Here is a 23,168-nt window from a genome sequence, read left to right as displayed (position 1 = left end):
TGGACATCGGGCCGCAGACGGCAGCCAGGCTGGCCGCGCAACTCAAAGCAGCGGGCACCATCGTGTGGAATGGGCCGGTAGGCGTGTTCGAATTCGCCGCGTTCGAGAGCGGCACCAAGGTGATTGCGCAGGCGATTGCCGAGAGCCCGGCGTTCAGCATTGCGGGCGGGGGCGACACGCTGGCGGCCATTGCCAAGTACGGCATCGACAAGCAGGTGGGCTACATCTCCACCGGCGGCGGTGCCTTCCTGGAAGTGCTGGAGGGCAAGACCCTGCCGGCTTTCGAGGTGCTGGCCAAGCGCGCGTGACGCACGCCTGATTTATCGGGCCATCCGTCACCAAGGGGTGACGGTTTTCCACAACAAGCCACTTACATGTGGACACAATTTGACACTTTTGCGCTAGGATTGCCGCCAAGTTCTTGGCACTCCCGCGCGAAAGCCGGGGCCGCAAAACCTCCGGTCTAACACCGGCGCCACTGCGCCGGTCACGATAGCGGGGCTGCCAGCAAGCAACTTGCCTGTTGACCAGGCAATTGTGCTTGCTGTCATCACCCATGGCAGCAACCTGCTTGATGGTGCTGGTTTTGTGCCCTCCCGTTTGCGCAGGCAGGTCAAGTGATCACGACCTCTGCCGGGCCGTCGCGGCCCCTCACTCGATGAGTCACAGCGCAACCTCTGCACAAGCCAGGCGCACCAGTACCACCGTGGCACACCAGGTACTGGACCCATGCCACCTGGGCCGTCCCATGCATCTGCTCAAGCAGTTCAACACGCTGCTGCATGAAGATCTGTCGGCCGCCCTGCGCAAATACCTGGGCCCGCGGCGCAGCCCCCTGTTGCGGCTTGGCGAAGTCAGGCTGCAACGACTGTCAGGCGGCCTGCGCATGGCACGCTGGCTCCACTACCCGACAGAACAGGGCCGCATAGGCTTCCATGCCGACCGCCCGGTCCTGCTGAACCTGCTGGCGTGCAGGTATGGCGCCATGTCCCCTGGTGCCAGCGAGACCCCGGACGAAGCCCCGCCGGAAACCACGACCGAGGAACGCCTGTTCCACACCCTGGGCCAGGTGCTGGTCAAAGCGACGCTGGCGCGCATCAGCGCCGGTCTGGGCGACGGGAAGGACAACACGGACGCGACGCCCCTCACGTCCGGGCAGTCCATGCCCCCGGCCATCGGCGCGTGGCTGCTCAAGACGCCGGTGCACGCGGCAGACGACTCGCTGGTGGGCCATGTGCTGCTGACCCTTGACGAACAATGCATGGACACCGTTCTGGAGCATCTTTCGCCCCAACGGCATGCCACCGTCCGCGCACCGTCACCCGATCTGCCGCAGGCACTGCGGCTGCAACTGCATGCGCGGCTGCTGGAAAAACAGATGCTGCTGGGCCAGGTGCTGGACCTGAAACCCGGCCACGTGATCCCCGTGCGCCTGGGCGATGCCGATGTGCGCATCGGCGAGTCCGTGGTGTTCCGCGCGGCCGTCGCGGAACACAAGGGCAAGCTATGCCTGACCTCCTTTGAAGAAGAGTGAAACCATCATGGAAACCCCCTCCTCCCTCCTGACCAACGATGATTTTTCCGTCGAGCCGCTGCTGGACGAGCCCCTCGACGCCGACCTGACACTCGAAGCGCCCAAGGCCCCGGTCGAACAACCGCGCAACCTCATGAAGCTGATGCGCAAGATCCCGGTGACGCTGACCCTGGAGGTGGGCTCGGCCGAGGTGTCGCTGCACGACCTCATGAGCATCGTCAAGGACAGCGTGATCGAGCTGGACACCCTGGCAGGCGAACCCCTGACCATCAAGGTCAACGGCATCGCGATTGGCCGGGCCGAGGTGGTGGTGTCGGGCGAGAACTACGGGTTGAAGGTGGTCGAGATCACCGACGTGAGCCTGGATTCCCTGGCAGGATGATGCCCCCCATGCAACGACACGGCCTGCGCCTGCCGCTGGCCGTTGCGGGAACGTTGGCCATCGCAACGCTGTGGCCTGCGGAAGGCTGGGCCAACACGGTTTCGATACTGGGCAGTACCAGCAACGGCGCCACCACCGAGTTCACGGTGAAGACGCAGGTGCTGATCATCATGACGCTTCTCGGGCTGCTGCCCGCGATGATGCTCATGATGACCAGCTTCACGCGCTTCGTCATCGTGCTGTCGCTGTTGCGCCAGGCATTGGGCCTGCAGCAAGGCCTGCCCACCCGCATCGTCACTGGCGTGGCGCTCATCCTCACCCTGCTGGTGATGCGCCCGGTGGGAGAACGCATCTGGGAAAACGCCTTCGTGCCTTACGACGAGGGCAAGATCACCCTCAGCCAGGCGCTGCATGAAGCCGAATTGCCGCTGTCGCGCTTCATGCTCGCGCAGACCAGCAAAAGCTCCCTGGAACAGATCGCTCACCTGGCCAACGCGCCTGAGGTCAGCGACCCCATGAAGCACCCCTTCACCGTGAAGCTGGCCGCGTTCGTGCTGAGCGAGCTGAAGACCGCTTTCCAGATCGGCTGCCTGCTCTTCATTCCCTTTCTGGTCATCGATCTGGTGGTTTCTTCCGTGCTGATGGCGATGGGGATGATGATGCTTTCGCCCTTGGTGATCTCTCTGCCGCTGAAGCTGCTGCTGTTCGTGCTGGTGGACGGCTGGACCCTGACGGTCAACACCCTCGTCACCAGCGTGCGGGCCCTGTGACACCGCCAACCGGAGCACCGAAATGCTGACCCCCGAAATCGCCGTCGACCTGGTTGCCAAGAGCCTGTACCTCGTCATGCTTCTGGTGATGATCCTGATCGGCCCGTCGCTGATCGTGGGCTTGCTGGTCAGCCTGTTCCAGGCGGCCACCCAGATCAACGAGCAAACGCTGAGCTTCCTGCCACGCCTGCTGGTGACGCTTCTGGTGATCGCGCTGCTCGGCCACTGGCTGGCCTCCCAGCTCATGGACTTCTGCGTGGCCATCTTCCAGCAGGCGGCAAGCCTGGTGCTCTGACGCACCCCGACACGCACCATGGAGCTGGCCTTCCACCAGATGCTTGCCACACTGCTGGCGTTGTGGTGGCCGTTCTGCCGCGTGCTGGCCATGGTCAGCGCCGCTCCCATGCTGGGCGAAAGCATGGTGCCCGTCTCGGTCAGGGTGCTGCTGTCCCTGGTGCTGGCGGTGATTCTGCTGCCGGTGGCGCAGCCGCCTCAGGCCATCTCGCCGTTCTCGCTGCATGGCATCGTCGTGACTGCGGAACAAGCCTTGATCGGCCTGCTCATCGGCCTGGCGTTCCACCTGGCGGTCTCCACCATCCTGCTGCTGGGCTACATGCTGTCGAGCCAGATGGGGCTGGCCATGGCGCAGATGAACGATCCGATGAACGGCACCTCCTCGGACGTGGTGTCGGCTTTCCTGTACGTTCTGGCCGTGCTGGTGTTCTTTTCGGTGGACGGTCACCTGGTGCTCGCCGGGGTGCTGGGCGCCAGTTTCCGGGCCTGGCCGGTGGGCAGCGGCATCAGCTCGCTGGCGCTCGAAACCCTGCCGCTGCAGGTGGCCTGGGTGTTCAGCGCGGCCCTGCTGCTGGCCATACCGGTGATCTTTTCGGCCCTGGTGGTACAGATCGGGTTCGGCTTCCTCAACCGCATCGCGCCAGCGTTCAACCTGTTCTCGCTGGGCTTCTCGCTGGTCACGGTGTTCGGCCTGTTCATGCTGACACAGATGATCCGGTTCCTGCCAGACCACTACATCAGCCTGACCCAGCGCACGCTGGAACTGCTGGAGCAACTGATGAGGGCAGGGCCCCATGGCTGAATCGCAGACAGGCGACAAGACCGAAAAGGCCACACCGCAGAAGCTGCGCAAGTCACGCGAGCAAGGGCAGGTGCCACGGTCCAAGGACGTGTCCATGGCCGTTGGCATCGCGGCCTGTCTGGCATTGATGGTGCAGCTCGTTCCCGCCTACCAGCAGGACTTCAAGTACCTGTTCGCACTGGGTTTCTCGCCACTGGATGGCGAGGCCGCGCTGGAAGATGTGTGGTCCCTGGCCTTTTCCTCCACCATGGTGCTGCTGGGCAAGATGGTGGCGCCCCTGTTGCTGGTGCCCCTGGCCGTGGCGCTGGGTTCGCTCTACCCGGGTGGCTGGATCTTCACCACCAAGAACATGGAGCCCAAGCTGGAGCGGCTGAACCCGCTGGGTTACTTTCAGCGGCTCTTCAAGCCCAGACACGTTGCCGGCACGGTGGCCACAGCACTCAAGGCCGTGGTGATGCTCGCGGTGCTGTACCAGGTCACCACCCTGTCGGTGCCGGCCTTTGCCCGCCTGCAGTCCCTGGCTTTCAACGATGCGCTGCTCGGCGCGATCGGCCTGGCGCTCAATGGCGTTTGGGCCCTGTGCGGGGTTTTCCTGCTGTTCGCCCTGATCGACCTGCCGGTGCAGCATTTCGTGTTCCTGCGCGAACAGCGCATGAGCAAGCGCGACGTCAAGGAAGAGCACAAGAGCTCGGAAGGCCGCCCCGAGGTGCGCCAGCGCATTCGCCAGCTGCAGCAGCAGATCGCCCGGCGCAATGTGCGCCGCACGGTACCCACCGCAGATGCCGTGATCGTGAACCCCGAGCACTATGCCGTGGCGCTGAAGTACGAAACCCGCCGGGCCGACGCGCCTTTCGTGATCGCCAAGGGCATTGATGAAATGGCCCTCTTCATCCGCGAGGTTGCGCGCGAGAACGGGGTCGAAGTCATTGAACTGCCGCCGCTGGCGCGCGCCATCTACAACACCAGCCAGGTCAACCAGCAGATTCCGGTGGCGCTTTACCGCGCCGTCGCACAAGTGCTGCGCTACGTGATGCAGCTCCAGGCCTTCCGCCAGGGCGCACGCACCCGGCAGCCGCTGCTGCCCACCGACCTGGACATTCCCTCGAACCTGACCTGAACTCCCTATAACGATGAACCCGTTCAAAGCCATCTGGACCGATCTGAAGCAGCTGCGCTACGCCGTGCCGGCCTTGCTGCTGGCGCTGCTGGCCATGATCATCCTGCCGCTGCCGCCGCTGCTGCTGGACGTGCTGTTCACCTTCAACATCGTGCTGGCGATGATCGTCATCCTGGTCAGCGTCAGCAGCAAACGGCCACTGGACTTCTCGGTCTTCCCGACGGTGATCCTGGGTGCCACGCTGATGCGGCTGGCCCTGAACGTGGCCTCGACACGGGTGGTGCTACTCAACGGGCACGAGGGCACGCACGCGGCCGGTCAGGTGATCGAAGCCTTCGGCAACGTGGTCATCGGCGGCAACTTCGTCGTCGGCCTGGTGGTGTTCGTCATCCTGATGATCATCAACTTCGTGGTGGTCACCAAGGGTGCCGAACGCATTTCCGAAGTGTCTGCCCGGTTCACGCTGGATGCGCTGCCTGGCAAGCAGATGGCGATCGACGCCGACCTGAACGCCGGCCTGATCAACCAGGAAGGCGCGCAGGCGCGCCGGCGCGAAGTGGCGGCGGAGGCAGACTTCTACGGCGCCATGGACGGCGCATCGAAATTTGTGCGCGGCGACGCCATCGCAGGCATCCTGATCCTGCTGATCAACCTGGTGGGCGGCGTGGCCATTGGCGCGCTGATGCACGACCTGTCCTTTGGCGATGCCTTCAGGCAGTACGCCCTGCTCACCATCGGCGACGGCCTGGTGGCACAGATCCCGGCGCTGCTGCTGTCCGCGTCGGCCGCCATCATCGTCACCCGCATCAGCGATTCGGGCGACATGGAAAAACAGGTCACGTCGCAGATGCTGGCATCGCCCAGCGTGCTCTATAGCGCGGCGGGGCTGATGGCCGCGCTGGCCCTGATCCCGGGCATGCCCCGCCTGACCTTCCTGGCCTTTGCCGCCGTGCTGGGATTCGCCGCATGGCGCATGAGCCAGCAGAACCTGCGGTCCCCGAACAAGCCGGAGCAGGCCGTCCAGGCTGCCTTGCTGACCGAGGCGCAGCCCGACCTGGACTGGGCGGGGCTGCCTTTCGTGGAGCCGCTGACGGTGTCCGTCGGCTACAAGCTGGTGCCGCTGATCGACCCGGCCCATGGCGCCTCGCTGGTCAAGCGCCTCAAGGGCCTGCGGCAGACGCTGAGCGAGTCGCTGGGCATCCTGCTGCCTCTGGTGGCCGTGCGCGACGATCTCGGGCTCAAGCCGTCCCAGTACGTGGTCATGCTGCACGGCAGCGTGGTGGCGCAGGCGGAGGTCCATGCCGACCGGCTGATGGCGATTCCCTCACCGCAGGTCTATGGCGACCTGGACGGCATTCCCGGCGTGGATCCGTCGTTTGCCATGCCGGTGGTGTGGATCGAACCGCAGCACAAGGCCCATGCGCTGGGCCTGGGTTACCAGGTGGTCGACCTGCCCAGCGTCGTGGCCACGCACCTGACCAAGGTCGTGCGCGACAACCTGCCGGAACTCTTCCAGCACGAGGATGTCCCGGCGCTCATCGAGCGCCTGGCGACGCTGGCCCCCAAGCTGTCGGCCGCGCTGGAAAAAGCCTACACCCACAGCGCCCTGCTGAAGGTGTTCCGCGCCTTGCTGGCAGAGAACGTGTCCCTCAAGGACATCGTGCCCGTGGCCACCACGCTGCTTGAAAACGCCGAAACCACCAAGGACCCGCTGCTGCTGGCGGCAGAGGTGCGCTGCGCGCTGCGCCGCCAGATCGTCAGCCAGATCTGCGGGCCGACAGGTGAGATCCGTGCCTTCAACCTGAGCAACGAGCTGGAGAACCTGCTGCTGGGCGCGCTCAACCAGGCGCGGCAAGCCGGCAAGGTGCTGCTGGACAACTTCCCGGTAGACCCCCATTTGCTATCGCAGCTGCAAAGTCACATGCCGCTGGCAAGGGAACAAATGAAGCAGTTGGCCGTGGCCCCGGTGCTGCTTGTGATGCCCCAGATCCGGCCGCTGCTGGCCCGCTACGCCCGTCTGTTCGCCCCGGGTCTGCACGTGCTGTCGTACAACGAGGTGCCCGACCAGCGCGAAGTCAGTATTGTGGGTTCCCTGGGCTAGAACCCGAAGGGTCAACCACCTGCCCGGCGATGCGCCCGGGCTGCGCAGGCCACTGCCTGGCGAGGAATGACACCAGCTCGGCCGCCACCCCCAGCAGCGCTGGAGAGACGACAGGCCTGTCGTCGTGGTGCGGCATGCTTCCCACACTGCCCGCCTGCAGTTCCAGCCTGCAACCCTGCACCGGCCACGGGCAACGCGACAGCGCAGCCCGCAGCTCGGGCCAGACGGCCTCCAGTTGCACGGCGGACGAACGCTCCTCCGGCACCACGCTTACCCACACGCCATGTCCGCCCCACTGCAGCCGGATCAGCACCGGCCCCAGCCCGGGCAGACGCAATACCACCTCCAGCACGGTGTTGGCCGGGTCGCGGCGGCGCTGGCGCCCACCCGGTGATTCCGGCTCCCCCGAAACGCGCAACCGCAGCGTGACGTGCATGCCGCCCCAGGCAAAGACGGGAAACACCCAGCGCGAAGAGGCGTCCATGGCGACCAGGGCGTCACGCATCACGGCGGCTGGCAAGGCCAGCTCACGCCCCACGGAAGGCATTGGTGCATCGTCACCGGCCTGGGGCGTTGGCGGGGCAGGCAGTGCACCCGCCGCGTGCTGCGGGGCATGCGCGCGCAGCAACACCCGCCATACGGTGGCCAGGGCATGGGCGTCCGGCATGTGCCAATGCACCTGGTACAGCGCGGCCTGGTCCAGTCGCATAGACCGCACGTCGCCAGGCAGGGGCTTGGCCGCGGGCAGCGGCAGGTCGGGCAGCAGCTCCAGCTCCAGGCGCGGCTGCGTGGCCACCACGCGGACCTGCACGACATCGCCAGACTGCAGGCGCTGCTGGGGCTCGCCGCCCGCATCGGGGCGCCAGCGCGTGGCGGCGCCTTCGGGCCGCCGCTGCCCCCCCTCGACCGCCGTGGCAGGCTGGCGAAGAACGCTGGGCACCGTTTCGCCGCGCTGCCGCTGCAAAGTCCCCGGGGTTGCCACCACCGCATGGACACGTTCGATCGACATGGCACATCCCCCGCGTGATGACGACGCGCGCCCCCCAGGCCACGAAGGGACGCATCAGAAAAAAAGCCAGCCGCAAGACGGCTGGCTCCACATGCTTTCGCGGGCGGCAAGCCGCCCCGCAAGAGCGATTGCTTATTGCATGAGAGACAGCACCAGCTGAGACATGCTGCTGCTCTGCTTGAGCATGGAAGTGCCGGCCTGCAGCAGGAGCTGCTGCTTGGTCATGTTGGCGGTTTCGCTGGCGTAGTCCACGTCCATGATACGGCCCTTGGCAGCTTCGGTGTTGGTACGCATGTTGCCCAGGTTGTTGTAGACGTGGTCCAGGCGATTGGCACCAGAACCAAGCTTGGCGCGGAGTTCGCCCACTTTGTCCAGGGTCGTGTTGGCCAGCGTGATAGCTGCGTTGGCTGCCGTGGTCAGATCACCCCCCTTCAAGGCGGTCACGGCGGTGTCGACAGCGGTATTGGCGGCGGAGCCATCGAAAGCGAACGTTTCTGCTGCGTCGGAACCAATCTGGAAAGTCACCGCCGCGGTCAGTGTGCCGCCTGCGGCAAACAGCGCTTGGCCACCGAACTTGGTGTTGGTCAGGATGTTGGTCAGTTCGTTGCCGAGTTCAACGAACTCGGTGTTCATCGCGGTCTTGTCGGTTGCGGTGGAGGAACCGTTGGCAGCTTCGGTAGCCAGATCCTTCATGCGCAGCACGATGTTGGTCACTTCGTTCATGGCGCCTTCTGCCACCTGCAGCATGGAGATGCCGTTCTGGGTGTTGCGCATGGCCACAGCCATACCGCGGCTCTGGGCATTCAGGCGGGTGGCGATCTGCAGGCCAGCGGCGTCGTCCATGGCGGAGTTGACGCGGAAACCGGTGCCCAGGCGGGTCATCGACGTGGTCAGCGTCTTGTTGGTCGAGCCAGTGGCGTTCTGGGCAGACAGTGCAGCGTAGTTGGTGTGCAAGCTGAGCATGTGAATTCTCCTGTGGTGCGGGGCCTTCGGATATCGATGCCCTCAGCAACACTGGGCGACGCCGGAAAGGGAAACTTAAATGCGTGCGCAGATTTTTTTGCACACCGGGCCGTCATGCCCCGGACAGCAGTGCCAGCACGCGTTCGCGGCTGATGCCCACAAGGGCTGGCGCCACCTGCACATACGCGCCAAAGCCTGGCGCACTGCCCAGCGCCTCGAAGCTCTTGGCAAATGCGGCTTGCGCAGGATCGGCCTCGGTGGCGGCACCTGCGGACGCCTCGGCCAGGGCCTGGCTGACCTGCCGCTGGGCATGCTTGACCCGGTCGATGGCCCGGAGCACGGCCTGGAGCACGCGCTCCAGCGATTGCGTGTCGTCGGCTGCGCGGCGCCACTGGGCTGGGGACACGGCATCCGGTTCGGGTTCTGCGCGAACACAGTGCAAGGCACCGGCCGCGTACCGCTGCCCTTCGCCCTTTACGGACAACCCGTCGCGCACCCTGGGCCAAAGCGATTCATTGACTTTGAAGATCACGTCGCCACGCCCATCGGGCATGGCGCGCACGCCCGAAGCGCCCAGCGCCAGATCCAGACGGCGGATATTCGCAGCCAATCCCTCTTCTGGCTCCAGGGTGACCGAGCTGACGCCTGCCGCCCAACCCTGCAGCGCAAAGGTGAGCACCTCACGGCCTCCGCCTTGCAGGGCCTGCGCATCGAGCCCCCTGACCCGGAAAGCCTGCATCGATCCAATGGCACCGGCGTACCGCAGTTGGCCGTCTATCGTCTGGCGGGCAAGCTCGGGGCGCTGCTGCCAGACACGCTCCACCGCATCCAGCGATTCAAGCCATGGTTCATTACCCACAACGGGCAGGGTGTTGCCGCCTTGCGGTTGGGCCGCCGCCCGCAACTCGGACAGACGTGCCGCGACGTCCTTGCGCAGACGCAGCAACTGACCTGACAACTGTTCAAGGTAGTCCAGCGCCTGTCGCGCCGAGGTGATGGTCTGCTGCCGCCCAGGTTCCCATGCCCGCAAACCAGGGCGCGGCGCCTGAGGGCTTTCGGTGGCTGGCGTTCCGCTGTTCCCGGCATCTGCCAGTGCAGCGGAACGCGCCCTTTCCAGCCCCGGGACGAGCCCCTGCGGGCCATCGGCGGACACCCGGCCGGATGCGGCGGGCACGCGCACAGCCTGGTATGGCGTGACCTGCATGAGCCTGTCCCCCTCTGGAATCACATCACGTCGAAGAGCGACAAGGCGCTGACCTTGGCGTACGCCTTCTGTGTGGCCTGCAAGGCCGAGCTGTAGCCGTTGAGCTTGACCGCCGCATCCCCGTAATCGAGCTGCCCCAGGGTCAGGGTGGCCTGCTTGTTGGACAGGCTGACGTTGGCGTGTGTGACGTCCAGGGTTTCGAGGGTAGTCATCGCGCCGCCCAACTGCGCGATGCGGGCGCTGACACCACTGAAGAACGTATCAAGCTGGTTGAAGGTGGCGGTCAGCTCGGCACGCACCACCGGATCGTTGACGTTGACGCCTGCCCCGGAGAACGACTGGATGGTCAGGTCCAGCTGGTTGAGAAACACGTCCACGCCATCCAGCGTGGTGTTGGCCACCTGTGTGAAGCCATTGCCCACCACCACCTGCTGGACACCCGTGTTGCCGGTGAGGGTGTAACGCGACCCGGCTGCCGCCGCCGTGTCCAAGGTGAGGGTTGGCGTGTTCACGGCCGTTCCGGAGAACACATAGCGGCCCTCCTGGTCCCGGCTGTTCACCATGGCCACGATGCTGTCGCGCAAGGCAGTGAGGGAACCTGCCATGGCGTTCAGATCGGCGGACGTGTTGCCGCCATCAGCCGCCCAGACCATGAGATCGCGCATCTGCTGCAGATCGTTGCCGATACCGTCGAGGTACACCTCGTTCTGGCGCAGCCGCACGCTCAATGCGGCGATGTTGTCGCGGTACTGCGCCAGGGCAGCCTCCTCCCTGGCGATGCGCGCCAGCCTCACGCTGGCGATCGGGTCGTCCGACGGCAGCAGCACGCGGTCGCCGCTGGCCATCTGCTGCATGACCTTTTCAAGGCGGCCTTGCGCGGTGTGCATGGCCGTGTTCATGGTGGTGTGGTACTGGGTGCTGGCAATGCGCATGATCACGCTCCTTAACCAATGGCCGCCAGGGTGGCGTCGAACAGCTGGTTGGCCACCGCAATCACCTTCATGTTGGCCTGGTACATCTGCTGGTACTGGATCAGGTTCATCGCCTCTTCGTCCTGGTTGACGCCGCTGGTGGATTTCCAGCTTTCCTCGGCCTGGTTGCGCACGGTCTGAGCAGTGTCCAGAGAGGCCTGGTTCTGCTGGCTTTCCATGGCCAGTCGGCCGATCAGCTGCGTGTGCACGTCGCCCATGCGCACAGTGCCCAGCATGCCAGCGTTCACACTCTGATTGCGCAGATCGATGAGCAGCAACAGGTTGTCGCTGTTGCCGGGATTCGCTGCGTCGGCAGAGAACCCGAGGTCCTGGCCCAGCAGACCCTCAGGGACGCTCATCAGGCCACGGCCGGTGGTGTCGATCTCGAACAGCGGGGCGCCCGGGTTGCCGCTCATGGTGAACCCCGCAGCCAACTGGGTGTTGACCTTGTCGGCGATGGACTGCGCCAGATCGGCGACGACCTTGAGCGTGGGCACCAGGACGCGCGTTTCGTAGTCCTCCATGGCACCGAGCTGGCCGCCCAGGGGCTGGCTGCCGAGCGTGAAGGATTCACGGGCAAACTTCACCTGCAACACATGCGAACCGTCGGCAAAGCCTTGTTCCGAAAGCGTGCCGGCAAGGGCGCCCACCACCAGGGGTACACCGTTGCGCAGGGACACACTGCGGGTGCCGTCGGCCTGATCGACCACCTGCACCCCGACGAGGCTGGCCAGCGCGTCGATCTTCAGGTCGCGCGCGTCGATCAGCCCGGAAGGGTTGACGCCGGTGGCTTGGGTGGCGGCGATCTGTTCGTTGAGCTTGGCGATGTCGGTGCTGAGGCTGTTGATCTGTGTGAGCGTGGCCTTGCGCTGGTCGGCCAGCGACTGCCGCTGGTTGACCAGCACCTGATTCAGGCTGTTGACCCGCTGCGACAGCGCCTGCGCCGAGGTGATGACCTGCTGGCGCAAGGGGCTGGAGGTCGGGTCGACGCTGGCCGCGTTGAGGGCGGCGAAGAAGACGTCAAGGCCTTTGTTGATGCTGGAGCTGTCGTCACCCATGACCTGCTCCAGCTGGGTGAAATAGGGCTGCGGCACCGTGCGCGCGCCAAGCTCGGAGGCTGCCTGCCAGAGCTGCTGGCTCTTGTAGCTGTCGCTGAAGCGCAGCAGCGTGGGCACCGACACACCGCTGCCCGCCGACGTGCGTGCCAGCCCACTGGAACCCACGGTCGCCAGCAGGGTGCCCTGGCGGGTGAACCCTGGCGTCATGATGTTGGCGATGTTGTGGCTGGTGGTGTTCAGCGCCACCTGTGCGGCCAGTGCGCCACTGAGCGCGTTGTTGGAAATCGTCATGACGTGGCTTTCGGATGCGTTCTTCGGTCACTGACCCGTTGGGGTCAGGGCTCCCGGCTCGGGCTGGCCTTGTCGGCCTCTTCCCCTTGACGGCGCAAGGCGACCGGCGTGGAGGAAACCTTAAATCCGGCGTTGGCAACCCCGGTTTCCGGCAGCAGCTGGCGCAGGATGGCATCGGCAATGCCGAAAGCCCTTTGCCCGGCCAGGTTGTCGCCCATCAGGTTGTCGGTCAGGTCCAGCATGTCCTGGTTGACCTTGCTCTTGAACACGCTGTCCTCTGGCGCCAGCTCGCTGCCCGCCCGGCGCATCTGCTTGAGCATCTCGCTGATGAAGAAGGCCTCGAACTTTTCTGCAGCGGCTTCGGCACGGGCCCGGTAGGCCGCGTCCAAGGCGGGGGCGGGGGCGGGAGCGGTCTGGGCCGAGCCGTCCGCACCGGCGGCTCCCTGGAGTGCCAGCATGCCGGACCCGGCGTTCAGTGGGATGGAAGTCATGACGGGTTTCCTCAGATCACCACCAGCTCGCCGTCGATGGCACCAGCCTGGTCCAGCGCCTGCAGGATGGCCATGATGTCGTCGGGCGAGGCACCGGTGCTGTTGATGGTGTCGATGATGTCCTGGAGCCGCGTGCCCCTGGACCAGTGGAACATGCGGCCGTTGCCCTCTTCCACCGCCACGCGCGAACGGGGCACCACGGTCGTCTCCCCGCGCGAGAAAGGCGCTGGCTGGCTGACGGTGGGCTGCTCCGAGATGACCACCTTGAGCGAACCGTGCGAGACCGCGGCGGGACGCACGCGGACACCTTCGGAAATGACCACGGTGCCTGTGCGTGAGTTGAAGATCACCTTGGGCACGTCCACGCCCACGTCGATGGACAGCGCCTGAAGCTGGGCGACGAACGCCACACGTTGTGTCGGGTCCGCAGGTGCCCGGACCTCCACGCTCGTGGCGTCCTGCGTGCTGGCGATGCCGCCGAAGCGGCGGTTGATGGTGTCGACAATGTTGGTGGCGGTCTGGAAATGCGGCCGCTTCAGGCTCAGCCTGACGGTTTCGCGGACGGCGAAATCGGTTTCGATCTCGCGCTCAATGCTGGCACCATTGGGGACACGGCCTGCCGTGGGCGAATTGACCGTCACGCTTGAGCCACTGCCACCCTGTGCCGACAGCCCGCCCACCACCAGGTTGCCCTGGGCCAGGGCGTAGACCTCGCCGTCTGCGGCGCGCAAGGGCGTCAGCAGCAGCACGCCGCCACGCAGGCTCTTGGCATCGCCCAGCGATGAGACAGTGATGTCGATCGTCTGCCCCTTGCGATAGCCCGAGGGGAACACCGCGCTGACCATGACAGTGGCGACGTTCTTGAGCTTGGTGTCGGTGCGCTCGGGCAGCTTGACGCCGAACTGCTTGAGCATGTTGGTCACCGACTGGCCGGAAAACTTCACCTGCGTGCTGTCGCCCGAGCCGTTGAGCCCGACAACGAGACCGTAGCCGATGAGCTGGTTGTCGCGCACCCCTTCCACCTGCACGAGGTTGCGCAGCGGTTGCGCGGCCTGGGAGGCCGCACAGGCCAGGAAAAGACACAGGGCCGCAAACGCCGGGAACTTGCGCCGCACGGCGGCTGGACAGAAGAAGCGTGACATGGACATGACCTCGAGGACCGTCAGAAAGGCATCCAGGGACTGTTGAAGAAGCGCGTCAGCCAGCCCGCGCTGTTGGCATCGGCCAGCGTGCCCTTGCCTGAATAGGCGATGTTGGCGTTGGCGATCCGCTGGGACGACAAGCGGTTGTCGGCGTCGATGTCAGCCGCGCGTGCATAACCGTTGAGGCGGATGAACTCCTCACCCTGGTTGAGGTAGAGCTTCTTCTCACCCGATATGCGCAACAGGCCATTGGGCAGCACTTCGTGCACCACGACGGTGATGGCCCCCTGCAGGGCATTCTGCTGGGTGCTGCTGGCGTTGCCCGCGAAGTTGCGGTCGGCCCCGAAGCCGATGTTGGTGGCGTTCACCTGCTTGCCGCCGATGACCATCGGATTGATCGCCGTTTCGCTGCTCTTGTCGAAGTTGGTTCCAGCACGTTTGCTGGCCTGCGTGGTCTCCTGCAGGATCACCGTCAACACGTCGCCCGGACGGAAGGCCCGGCTGTCGGACGTGAGCAGCCAGGGGGCATCGACCTGGAACACGCCCCCGGACTGGCCCTTGCGCGCCGCTGGCTGCAGCGGCGGCATGCTCTGGTCGGCCAGCGCAGGCGCCTGGGGCGGCTCGATCGCCGCACACGCCGACAGCAGCAAGGCCGCCAGAAGCGGCAGCAGATAAGGTCTCATCAGCGCACCGCCTGGGCCAGGTACTGCATCATGCTGTCGGCCGCGGACAGCACCTTGGTGTTCATCTCGTAGGTGCGCTGCGCGGTGATCATCTCGACCATCTCTTCCACCACCTGCACGTTCGACCCCTCCAGCGCGCCCTGCTTGAGCTTGCCCAGGGCGTCCTCGCCCGGCACGCCCTCGATGGGCGTACCGCTGGCGGCCGTTTCCTGGTAGAGGTTGTCACCCAGGGCCAACAGGCCAGCCGGATTGATGAAACCGGCCAGGGTGATCTGGCCCAGCTCCGAAGGCGTGTTGGAGCCCGACACCACAGCGGTCACGGTACCGTTCTCGCCGATGCTCACCGAGGTGGCATTGGCAGGGATGGTGATTTCGGGCAGCAGGGGCATGCCCTGCGCGTTCACCAGGCGCCCTTCGGCGTTGACCTGCAACTGGCCGGCACGGGTGTAGGCGGTTTCGCCATTGGCCAGCTCGACCTGCAGGAACCCTTGCCCAACGATGGCCACGTCAAGCGCCTGCCCGGTGGTCTGCAGGTTGCCCATGGTGAACACCTTCTGCGTGCCGACCACGCGGGTACCGTTGCCGAGCTGCACCCCGGACGGTGCCACAGCGTTGCCGTCAACGGCCGCACCGGGCTGCTTGTCGACCTGGTAGAAAAGGTCCTCGAACACCACGCGGTCGCGCTTGAAGCCGGTGGTGTTCACGTTGGCGAGGTTGTTGGCAATGGCCTGCAGCTTGGCATCCTGTGCCTGCACGCCGGTCTTGCTGATCCACATAGCGGGGTTCATGGTGACTCCTGTCTGTTCAATGTTGGGGATGTGATCGGGCCGTTCAGCCGCGCACCAGGCGGTTGCCCGCCTCGGCCATGCCTTCGGCGGCGCGCAACAGCTTCATCTGGATTTCAAAGTCACGGGTGACGGCGAGCGTGGCAACCATCTCCTCGATGGCGGACACGTTGCTGCCTTCCAGGTGGCCGCTGCGAACCTGCACGGTGTCGTCGGCGGGCAGGTCTTCGCCGGAACGCGCCACCACCAGACCGGCTTCGTTCTTCATGACCGCGCCCGCGGCCGGCCGCACCAGCTTGAGCCGGTCGACGGCCTGCAGCTCGGTCTGCCCGGGCGGCTGGATGGAAATCGTTCCGTCCTGGCCGATGTCGATGCGGCTGTGCGGCGGCAGCACGATGGCGCCGCCATCGCCCAGCACCTCGCGGCCGTTGAGCCGCAGGCCGCCGTCGGCATCGAGGGTGAACTGGCCGGCACGGGTGTAGGCCTCACCGTCGTTGCCCATGCGCACGGTGAAATAGCCCTCACCCACCACCGCTGCGTCCAGGTCACGCCCGGTCTGCCGCAGCACCCCTTCACGCGCCGAAACGCCATTGGCGTGAAGCTCGCTCATGTGGCGGTCGTCGTAACCGTACCCGGGAACGGCCTCGCTGGAAGCGAACTCCAGGTCGGCGCGAAAACCCGGCGTGTCCAGGTTGGCCAGGTTGTTGGCCCGCACCTGCTGCGCTCGCATGGCGCGTTCGGCGCCGCTCATGGCGGTATAGATCAGGGCATCCATGACGCTCGCCTCAGACGGACTGCATCAGCGACTGCATCATCGCGTTCTGCGTGGAAAACACCTTGGTGTTGGCCTGGTAGTTGCGCTGGGCCGTCATGAGGTGGACCAGCTGAGCCGTCAGGTCCACGTTGGACTGCTCCAGCGCACCCGCCGTGAGCGACCCCGCGACCCCGTTGCCCGGTGCATCGAACAAGGGATCGCCCGACTCGTTGGAAACGGTCCAGCTCGTGTCGCTCACGGCCACCAGCTTGTCTTCGTTGGGGAAGGTCGCCAGGGCCACGGTGCCCACGCGCTGCTTCTGGCCGTTGCTGTATTGCGCCATGACGGAGCCGTCGTCCTCGATGGCCACACCCGTGAACGCACCCGACGCGTAGCCGTTGGTGCCGTTGACACTGGTGGTCGTCTGCCCGGCGAACTGCGTGGTGCCGGTGTAGTTCACACCGACCGTGATGGGGTCGGCGCCGGTGGGCGTGCCCAGGGCGACAGTCACCGGAGCCGCGGGCGAGGTGAGCTTGCCGTCCGTGCCGAACTGCAGCGTGCCGGTGGTGCCGAGCACGGTCCCGTCGAAGGCGTAGTGCACGGTCACTTCGTTGGTGTTGCTCTTGACGAAGTATTGGGTCACCGTGTGCTGCGCACCCAGCGAGTCGTACACCACGGAAACGGAAGAGCCGTTGAAAGTCTGGGGGTCGGCGGCATCGAAGGGTGTGACAGCGGGGGCGGCCCAGTCGGCGGAAAGGTTGCCGACGTAGTTCAGCGTGTCGCTGGCCTTGGCCGCCAGCTGGCCCTTGGTCACCACGAGGTCGCCCAAGGCCCCCAGGGCGGTGCTGCCTTGCACGGCGGCATAGCCTTGCAGCTTGCGGCCGAAGCTGTCGACGACGAAGCCGTCTTTGTCCGTCGAGAAGATGCCGACACGGGTGTACAGCATTTCACCGGTGGTGGAGCGGGTGGCGAAGAAGCCCTTGCCCTTGATGGCCACGTCCATGCCGCGGCCAGTGTTCAGCACGCTGCCGCCAATGCCGATGCTCTGCGTGATGGACGAGACCTCCACACCCGTGGGCTGAGTGCCCGCGTACATGGAGGCGAAGTTGGAGCGGCCCGACTTGAAACCGTAGGTGCCGGAGTTGGCAATGTTGTTGCTGATGGTCTCCAGCTCGGTGTTGATGGCGTTGATGCCGGTGAGCGCGATTTCGAAGCTCATGATCGATCCTTTCAGCTTTGGGAAGAAGTGCGGGAACCGTTGAAGGCGGTGACATCGGCGGGAGAAACGGAGCCCACGCCCGCGACATCGAGCACGATGCCTGCGGTGCTGGACATGCGAACGCTGTTGAGCGTGCCCGTGACCTGGACGGCCGGCGCCGGTTGTTCACCGGCATCGACGGCAATGGTGTAGCGCCCCGGGGGCAGACCGAGGGCCACCGGGTCCACCTCGAAGTTGACCGCGCCAGCGGTGCGCGGGCCCAGCTCGACCTTGCGGGGCAGGCCGTCCGCGCCGGTGAGCACCAGCGTGGTCTGCGTGCTGCCGCTGGCCAGCGTGAAACTCCCGGCCACGGGCTCGGTACCCAGTTCGATCTGCCTGACCTGCACCGACAGCTGCGACCCGACCTGCGCGCCCATGGCCAGCACCTGCAGGCCTTCAAGCATGGTGGCATTGGCGTTGTTCTGGCTGACCAGCTGTTGCAGCGCCTGCGTTTGCGACAGCTGGTTGAGCTGGTTCACGTACTCGCTGGAGTCCTGGGGATTGAGCGGATCCTGGTTGCGGATCTGCGCCACCAGCAGGGTGAGGAACATGTTGCTGGTGTCGCCGTTGGGGGCAACGGCAGCGTTCCCGGAAGCGCCCGAGGTGGCATTGGCGGCGCTGGCGCCTGACAGCAGGGTTTCCATGATTTCAGTTCTCCCCGAGGCGCAGCAGCGACTGCTGCATGGAGCGCACGCGCCCCAGCACCTCGACATTGGTTTCGAAGGCGCGGGACGCCGACATCATGTCGGTCATCTCGGCCACGGCATTCACGTTGGGATAGAACACGTTGCCTTCCGCGTCTGCCATGGGGTGGTCGGGCTCGTGAACCTTGCGCACCGGCTCGGTGCTTTCCACCACGTCCAGCACCTGCACGCGCGCGCCGGGCGCCTGGCCCTGGTCGGAGCGCTGGTAAATGGCGGCAAACACCGGCTTGCGGGCGCGGTATGCCGTGGTCTCCTCGCTGGCGGCGGAGTTCGCATTGGCCAGGTTGCTGGCAATGGTGTTGAGCCGCACCGTCTGTGCGGACATGGCCGAACCGGCAATCTGGGTGATCTGGTTGAATGCCATGGTCACTGCCCCGAAATGGCCTGCGCCAGGCCCTTGAGCTTCATGTTGATGAAGGTCAGGCTCATCTGGAAATCAGACGCGTTCTGTGAAAAAGCTGCCTGCTCGACCCCGAGTTCCACGGTGTTACCATCTTGCGAGGGGTGGTTCGGCACGCGGTAGCCCAGTGCCGTGGACTGCGTGTCAAGAGGCAGATCCATGGCGTCGTCCTCGGTGGCACGGCGCAGGCTGGCAGCGAAATCGATGTCCCGCGCCTGGTAACCCGGCGTGTTCACGTTGGCCAGGTTGGAAGCCAGCACCTTGGTGCGTTCCGCGCGCAGCTTCAGCGCATCGGCATGCACGTCGAGCACCTGATTGAAATTGATGGCCATGCGTTCTCCTTTCTCTTGCAAATGGTTGGTCCTGTGCCTGGGCTGGCCCTGGCTGGCCTTCGCCCAGCCCCACACCCCACAGGAACAGGTCGCGGAAGCGGCCCGGCAGTACCTGCAGTCGCTCGCCGAGGCGCAGGACTGGCAGGACCCGGTGTTTGACATCCAGGTCGCGACGCGGCTGAGCCACGACGGCGCCTGTTCGCGCCCGCTGGACATCCGGCCTGCGGAAACGAAACAGCTTTCGCGCATGCGCTTCGACGTGACCTGCAGCGGCGCGGGCGCGTGGCGCGAGACCTTCGTGGTGCGGGCACGTGTGCTGGCACAGGTGGTGGTGGCTGCAATGCCGATTTCGGCACGCCAACCCATACGGGCCGACGACCTGCGAACCGAGGAACGTGACATCACAGCCATGCCCGATGCCCTGGCCCACCCGGAAGATGCCGAGGCACAGACCAGCCGGCGGGCGCTGCGCCCGGGGCAGGTGGTGCAAAAGCGTTTCCTGCTGGCCGAGTTGATGGTGCGGCGCGGAGCGCCAGTGCAGATCGTTGCGCGCACCGGTGGCGTGCAGGTGACGCACTCGGGTGAAAGCCTGGACAACGGCTCGCTGGGGCAGACGGTGCGTGTGCGCAACAGCGCCAGCGGCAAGGTGATAGATGCCCGGGTCGTGGACCAGGGAGTGGTGGAGCCGTTGAACAGGGTCGTCACGCCTCATTCCCCTGACTGAAGCTGACGGGCCACGCGGACCAGCTTGCGGGCGTAGTCCGGATCAGTGGCGTAACCGCCGCGCGCCAGGCCCTGTGCGAATGCCTCGGCGTCTCCGCCTGCGTTCAAGGCCGTCTGGTAGCGCGGGTTGCCCAGCAGCAGCTGCGCGTAGTCCCGCATGGCGCTGGCCATGTCCGGGTAACTGCGGAAGCGCTCTGCGCGCTTGACGTCCTGGCCTTGCTCGTGTTCCGTGGTCATGGCGTCCAGCACGGCGCCTCGCCAGTTACCGCCAGCCTTGATGCCGAAGAAGTTGTGGCTGTTCGAGCCGTCGCTGTTGCGCAGGGGCCGCGCACCCCAGCCAGACTCCAGCGCGGCATGGGCCACCACGAGCTCCGGCGCCACCCCCAGCTGCCGGGCCGCCTCCGCCGCAGGCGCCTGGATGTCTGCCAGGAATGCCGCGCGGTCAGCCGGGCTCGTGCCCTCGGCCGTGACGGACTCGGACCGGTTACCGGCCGCCACCGGGTTCAGGCGCCAGCGCTGCCAGGCGCCTTCCACGGACATGGCAGGCGTCTGCTCGCCGCCGTGCTCGATGAAGTGCCTGACCTCGGCATCCACCTCACGCCACAGTCGCGTGAACCCGCCGCCGCCGTTCGGGCGAACGGCCCCGGCTGCGGCCTGGGAGGACGCAGACGTGGCGTGGGCCCAGCTGGCGTCAGGCAGGCGCATAGGTCGACACCTCCTGCTGCAGGACGCGCTGCATGATTTCGTGCTGTTCGGTCAGCAGGCTGCAGTTGCGCAGGTTCAGGCGCTTGCATTCGCGCACCAGGCCTTCCAGCTCCCGGGTCCAGTCGGCCAGCAGTGAAGCCGACGCCGCGCCCAGACGCCGCTGCAAGGCCGCGTGCGCCATTGCAGGCGGTTGTTTGGTCAAGGCGGATGCGAGTGTCATGCGCTCGGCTCGGCGCTGGTCGATGACGTCGACCAGCCCGGCGATGTCGCTGCAGACCTGCCTGACGCGCTCCACCTGGTGGCGCAATGCCGCCTCGAACTGTGCGTCAAGTAGGTCACGCAGGGCATGGTAGTCCTGCACGTCCGCGCGCACCATGTCGAGGTACCGGCTCACCTCCCGCTTGGTTGTCACGATTGGCCTCCGTGAAACTTGGTGATCAGCCGCGCCAGCTTCTGCGGATCAAAAGCGATCTCGCCCCGTGCAAGCGCGTCGCGCAGCTCTGCCACGCGCGCCTGATCGATTTCCGGCATTTCCTTCATGGCCGCGATCGCTGGCTGCAGCACGCCGGAGCGCAGTTCGCCAGCCCCGGAGCGGGGCGAGGGGCGTGCGGCAGCTGCCGTGTTTTCGGTGTTCGCCGTGCCAACGGGCTTGGACGGCTGGACGCCATCCACAGGGGTGTTGCTGGAGATCCTCATGCGGTTGCCTCGGGTAGGTTTCGTATCCATCGTGTATCTCGCCGTCATTGGCCCGCCGGGGCGGGTGGCTTGGCGCCACTCAACTGCCGGCCGACAGCACGCAGCTGGTCGCGCAGCACCGCCAGCACGCCAGGGCCAGGCAAAACGGCATCCACGCTGGGCATCAGCCTGCGGGTTTCTTCCGCCACCACTTCCGGAGCCCCGTACATCGCGGCGATCCCTTCGGCCTGCGCCTTGGTCAGGATGACCAGTTCGATGCGGCGGTTGCGGCTCGCCAGGGGGTTGGCGACGTCCAGCGGCGCCTGGTCGGCCATGCCAACCATCTGCAGCACGCTGGCGTCGGGCATGCCGCCATCCACCAGCAGGCCACGTGCGGCTGCGGCCCGGCTGCTGGACAGCGTCCAGTTGGAGCGGGCGTGGTTGCGCGGATCGGCATAAGGCTGCGCGTCGGTGTGTCCAACGATCAGCATCTGGTTTTCCATTCGGGCAAACAACGGTCCCATCTGCTGCAGCAGACCGCGGAACCGGGCTGTGGGCACGGAACTGCCCAGTTCGAACATGCCCTCGTTGTCGGTGTCATGCAGCATCACGCGCAGGCCGTAAGGGGTGATCACGGTCTGCAGGTTGGCCTTCAGGCCGCTTTGCTCGCTCATGCGGGCCAGCACTTCGGCCAGATCGCGCAGGTCGGTGGGCGACTCGTAGCGCACGCGGCTCTTGCCGGTGACACTGCCGATCTCGTCCGGGTAGTCGGGGCCGGTCCCGGTCTTGCGCGAGGGCACGGACTCGTTGTGGCGGGGCAGCGGTTCGCGTGAAATCAGGCTGCCGCGGGGACCGCCCATGGTCTCGCTCATGCGGCCCTTGCTCTGGTCCAGCAGGCTGCTGGAGGTGTTGTGGAGCTGTGCCTCCATTTCCTCGGTCTGGCGCGCGGCCAGCACCCACAGCACGAGGTACAGGCACATCAGCGCCAGGCAGAAGTCGGCAAACGCCACCTTCCAGCTGCCGCCATGGCCTTCCTCCTCGTGCCGGCGCCCAGCACGCTTGATGATGGCCGCCTTGTGTTCCTTACCCTTGCTGGACACGGCGGTCTCCTGCACGGCGGTTGAACTGCGGTTTCTCTTCGCCACTGCCGCTCAGGGCATTGATCCACCCTTCAAGCTCCGAGAAGCTGGGCTTGATGTTGAGCTGCACGAGACGGCGGCCCGCATCGATGGCAAGCAACGCAGGCTTGCCCGACAGGTGCGTGACCAGCACCACCTTCACGCATTCCATGTTGGACATCTCGCTCTTGACGATCTGCTTCATGATGTTGCTGATCGGGTCCAGCACGGCGTAGCACAGGAAGATGCCGATGAAGGTGCCCACCATGGCTGCCGCCACCTTGGCCGCGATCTCGGCGGCACCAGCGCCATCACCCACGGAGTTCATGGCCATGACGATGCCCAGCACCGCAGCCAGGATGCCGAAGCCCGGCATGGCCTCGCCGATCTTGTGCAGTGACTTGGCAGGCTGGTTGAGTTCCTCGTCAATCGCCTCGAGTTCCTGGTCGAGCACGCCCTCCAGCTCGTGCTCGTTGATCTTGCCCATGGCCATGAGGCGGAAGTTGTCGACGATGAAGTGCAGCAGCTTGGGCTCGGCCAGCACCATGGGGTAGTTCTGGAACAGCTGACTCTTGTGGGGTTCCTCCACGTGAGCGTCCAGCGCCTTGAGGCCGCCAGCCGCCGTCTGCAACAGCTCGTACATCAACAGCAGCAGCTGGCGCTGGAATTCGTAGGCGTCGCGCTTGCGGGCCGACAGCATCTTTCCCAGTTGCAGCCGCATTTCGGTCAGCACGTGGCGCGGGTTGCCAACCACGATCGCACCCAGCCCCGCGCCGCCGATGATGATCAGTTCGACCGGCTGCCAGATCACACCCAGTTGACCGCCATGGATAAGAAAGCCCCCGAACACGCTGGCGATGACGATGAAGAAGCCAAAAAACAGTTGCATGGATACAGTCCGT

At 65.7% G+C, this 23,168-nt stretch carries 28 protein-coding genes and 1 riboswitch; of the genes, 9 read left to right on the top strand and 19 right to left on the bottom strand.

Annotated features, from left to right (window positions below; translation table 11 throughout):
- The 8 genes from pgk to ACYVHH_RS04075 form a co-directional block, all read left to right on the top strand.
- Positions 1-308, top strand: a 308-nt coding sequence (pgk, locus tag ACYVHH_RS04110) for a phosphoglycerate kinase (protein ID WP_460563798.1), incomplete at its 5' end; no start/stop codon positions are given.
- Positions 309-413: 105 nt separating this feature from the next.
- Positions 414-509: riboswitch (cyclic di-GMP riboswitch) on the top strand.
- Between the two features lie 149 nt (positions 510-658).
- On the top strand, positions 659-1,534 hold the full coding sequence (locus tag ACYVHH_RS04105) for a FliM/FliN family flagellar motor switch protein (RefSeq protein ID WP_460563797.1): 876 nt from the start codon (positions 659-661) through the stop codon (positions 1,532-1,534).
- 7 nt (positions 1,535-1,541) lie between these two features.
- Complete coding sequence (locus ACYVHH_RS04100) at positions 1,542-1,916, top strand: FliM/FliN family flagellar motor switch protein (protein ID WP_460563796.1); 375 nt, start codon at positions 1,542-1,544, stop codon at positions 1,914-1,916.
- A gap of 8 nt (positions 1,917-1,924) precedes the next feature.
- Complete coding sequence (gene fliP, locus ACYVHH_RS04095; protein WP_460563795.1) at positions 1,925-2,686, top strand: flagellar type III secretion system pore protein FliP; 762 nt, start codon at positions 1,925-1,927, stop codon at positions 2,684-2,686.
- Between the two features lie 22 nt (positions 2,687-2,708).
- The gene (gene fliQ, locus ACYVHH_RS04090; protein ID WP_460563793.1) at positions 2,709-2,981 is read left to right on the top strand and encodes a flagellar biosynthesis protein FliQ; all 273 of its coding nucleotides are present in this window, start codon (positions 2,709-2,711) and stop codon (positions 2,979-2,981) included.
- Positions 2,982-2,999: 18 nt separating this feature from the next.
- Complete coding sequence (gene fliR / locus ACYVHH_RS04085) at positions 3,000-3,782, top strand: flagellar biosynthetic protein FliR (protein ID WP_460563792.1); 783 nt, start codon at positions 3,000-3,002, stop codon at positions 3,780-3,782.
- Positions 3,775-4,899 (top strand): flagellar type III secretion system protein FlhB, encoded by a 1,125-nt coding sequence (gene flhB, locus ACYVHH_RS04080; protein ID WP_460563791.1) that lies wholly within the window; start codon positions 3,775-3,777, stop codon positions 4,897-4,899. Before fliR ends, flhB begins: the two co-directional genes overlap by 8 nt.
- A 13-nt stretch (positions 4,900-4,912) precedes the next feature.
- A complete protein-coding gene (locus tag ACYVHH_RS04075; protein ID WP_460563789.1) occupies positions 4,913-7,000 on the top strand; it encodes a flagellar biosynthesis protein FlhA in 2,088 nt (695 codons plus the stop codon).
- Here ACYVHH_RS04075 and ACYVHH_RS04070 read toward each other — a convergent pair.
- The 14 genes from ACYVHH_RS04070 to flgB all read right to left on the bottom strand — a co-directional run bounded on the left by ACYVHH_RS04070 (position 6,975) and on the right by flgB (position 19,045).
- Entirely contained in the window at positions 6,975-8,009 is a 1,035-nt protein-coding gene (locus ACYVHH_RS04070) for a hypothetical protein (protein ID WP_460563788.1), read from the bottom strand. The genes ACYVHH_RS04075 and ACYVHH_RS04070 overlap by 26 nt on opposite strands.
- Positions 8,010-8,141: 132 nt before the next feature.
- On the bottom strand, positions 8,142-8,972 hold the full coding sequence (locus tag ACYVHH_RS04065; RefSeq protein ID WP_460563787.1) for a flagellin N-terminal helical domain-containing protein: 831 nt from the start codon (positions 8,970-8,972) through the stop codon (positions 8,142-8,144).
- 112 nt (positions 8,973-9,084) lie between these two features.
- Positions 9,085-10,176, bottom strand: a complete 1,092-nt coding sequence (locus ACYVHH_RS04060; protein WP_460563786.1) for a hypothetical protein — start codon at positions 10,174-10,176, stop codon at positions 9,085-9,087.
- Positions 10,177-10,196: 20 nt separating this feature from the next.
- A complete protein-coding gene (gene flgL, locus ACYVHH_RS04055; RefSeq protein ID WP_460563785.1) occupies positions 10,197-11,108 on the bottom strand; it encodes a flagellar hook-associated protein FlgL in 912 nt (303 codons plus the stop codon).
- Between the two features lie 11 nt (positions 11,109-11,119).
- Positions 11,120-12,496, bottom strand: a complete 1,377-nt coding sequence (gene flgK / locus ACYVHH_RS04050; RefSeq protein ID WP_460563784.1) for a flagellar hook-associated protein FlgK — start codon at positions 12,494-12,496, stop codon at positions 11,120-11,122.
- A 44-nt stretch (positions 12,497-12,540) separates the two neighbouring features.
- The gene (locus ACYVHH_RS04045; RefSeq protein WP_460563783.1) at positions 12,541-12,987 is read right to left on the bottom strand and encodes a rod-binding protein; all 447 of its coding nucleotides are present in this window, start codon (positions 12,985-12,987) and stop codon (positions 12,541-12,543) included.
- Between the two features lie 11 nt (positions 12,988-12,998).
- On the bottom strand, positions 12,999-14,129 hold the full coding sequence (locus ACYVHH_RS04040) for a flagellar basal body P-ring protein FlgI (RefSeq protein ID WP_460563782.1): 1,131 nt from the start codon (positions 14,127-14,129) through the stop codon (positions 12,999-13,001).
- Positions 14,130-14,149: 20 nt separating this feature from the next.
- Entirely contained in the window at positions 14,150-14,812 is a 663-nt protein-coding gene (flgH, locus tag ACYVHH_RS04035) for a flagellar basal body L-ring protein FlgH (RefSeq protein WP_460563781.1), read from the bottom strand.
- Positions 14,812-15,600 carry a flagellar basal-body rod protein FlgG gene (gene flgG, locus ACYVHH_RS04030; RefSeq protein ID WP_460563780.1) on the bottom strand — a complete coding sequence of 263 codons (789 nt, stop codon included), beginning with the start codon at positions 15,598-15,600 and terminating at the stop codon, positions 14,812-14,814. The genes flgH and flgG overlap by 1 nt, the downstream gene beginning before the upstream one ends.
- Positions 15,601-15,643: 43 nt before the next feature.
- Positions 15,644-16,372 (bottom strand): flagellar basal body rod protein FlgF, encoded by a 729-nt coding sequence (locus ACYVHH_RS04025; protein WP_460563778.1) that lies wholly within the window; start codon positions 16,370-16,372, stop codon positions 15,644-15,646.
- Between the two features lie 10 nt (positions 16,373-16,382).
- Positions 16,383-17,570, bottom strand: coding sequence for a flagellar hook protein FlgE (flgE, locus tag ACYVHH_RS04020; protein WP_460563777.1), 1,188 nt, complete (start codon positions 17,568-17,570; stop codon positions 16,383-16,385).
- A gap of 11 nt (positions 17,571-17,581) precedes the next feature.
- Entirely contained in the window at positions 17,582-18,253 is a 672-nt protein-coding gene (locus tag ACYVHH_RS04015; protein WP_460563776.1) for a flagellar hook capping FlgD N-terminal domain-containing protein, read from the bottom strand.
- Between the two features lie 4 nt (positions 18,254-18,257).
- Positions 18,258-18,677: a flagellar basal body rod protein FlgC gene (gene flgC, locus ACYVHH_RS04010; RefSeq protein ID WP_460563775.1), complete on the bottom strand. Its 420-nt coding sequence runs from the start codon at positions 18,675-18,677 to the stop codon at positions 18,258-18,260.
- 2 nt (positions 18,678-18,679) lie between these two features.
- A complete protein-coding gene (gene flgB / locus ACYVHH_RS04005) occupies positions 18,680-19,045 on the bottom strand; it encodes a flagellar basal body rod protein FlgB (RefSeq protein WP_460563773.1) in 366 nt (121 codons plus the stop codon).
- Here flgB and flgA point away from each other — a divergent pair.
- The gene (gene flgA / locus ACYVHH_RS04000; RefSeq protein WP_460563772.1) at positions 19,044-19,769 is read left to right on the top strand and encodes a flagellar basal body P-ring formation chaperone FlgA; all 726 of its coding nucleotides are present in this window, start codon (positions 19,044-19,046) and stop codon (positions 19,767-19,769) included. The two genes, flgB and flgA, sit on opposite strands and share 2 nt — an antisense overlap.
- On the opposite strand, the gene flgJ is transcribed toward flgA, so the two are convergent.
- Genes flgJ through motA form a run of 5 tightly spaced genes read right to left on the bottom strand, consistent with a single transcriptional unit; the run spans position 19,754 to position 23,155 of the window.
- Positions 19,754-20,473 (bottom strand): flagellar assembly peptidoglycan hydrolase FlgJ, encoded by a 720-nt coding sequence (gene flgJ / locus ACYVHH_RS03995; RefSeq protein WP_460563771.1) that lies wholly within the window; start codon positions 20,471-20,473, stop codon positions 19,754-19,756. The two genes, flgA and flgJ, sit on opposite strands and share 16 nt — an antisense overlap.
- Positions 20,460-20,885: a flagellar export chaperone FlgN gene (flgN, locus tag ACYVHH_RS03990; protein WP_460563770.1), complete on the bottom strand. Its 426-nt coding sequence runs from the start codon at positions 20,883-20,885 to the stop codon at positions 20,460-20,462. Before flgN ends, flgJ begins: the two co-directional genes overlap by 14 nt.
- On the bottom strand, positions 20,882-21,169 hold the full coding sequence (gene flgM, locus ACYVHH_RS03985) for a flagellar biosynthesis anti-sigma factor FlgM (protein WP_460563768.1): 288 nt from the start codon (positions 21,167-21,169) through the stop codon (positions 20,882-20,884). The genes flgN and flgM overlap by 4 nt, the downstream gene beginning before the upstream one ends.
- 44 nt (positions 21,170-21,213) lie before the next feature.
- Positions 21,214-22,248 (bottom strand): flagellar motor protein MotB, encoded by a 1,035-nt coding sequence (locus ACYVHH_RS03980; protein ID WP_460563767.1) that lies wholly within the window; start codon positions 22,246-22,248, stop codon positions 21,214-21,216.
- Entirely contained in the window at positions 22,232-23,155 is a 924-nt protein-coding gene (motA, locus tag ACYVHH_RS03975; RefSeq protein ID WP_460563766.1) for a flagellar motor stator protein MotA, read from the bottom strand. Before motA ends, ACYVHH_RS03980 begins: the two co-directional genes overlap by 17 nt.
- Between the last annotated feature and the right edge of the window lie 13 nt (positions 23,156-23,168).

Source organism: Hydrogenophaga aquatica, from assembly GCF_054780915.1.
Note: the sequence above shows the minus strand (reverse complement) of the source record. Positions and strands in the feature narration are given on the sequence as shown.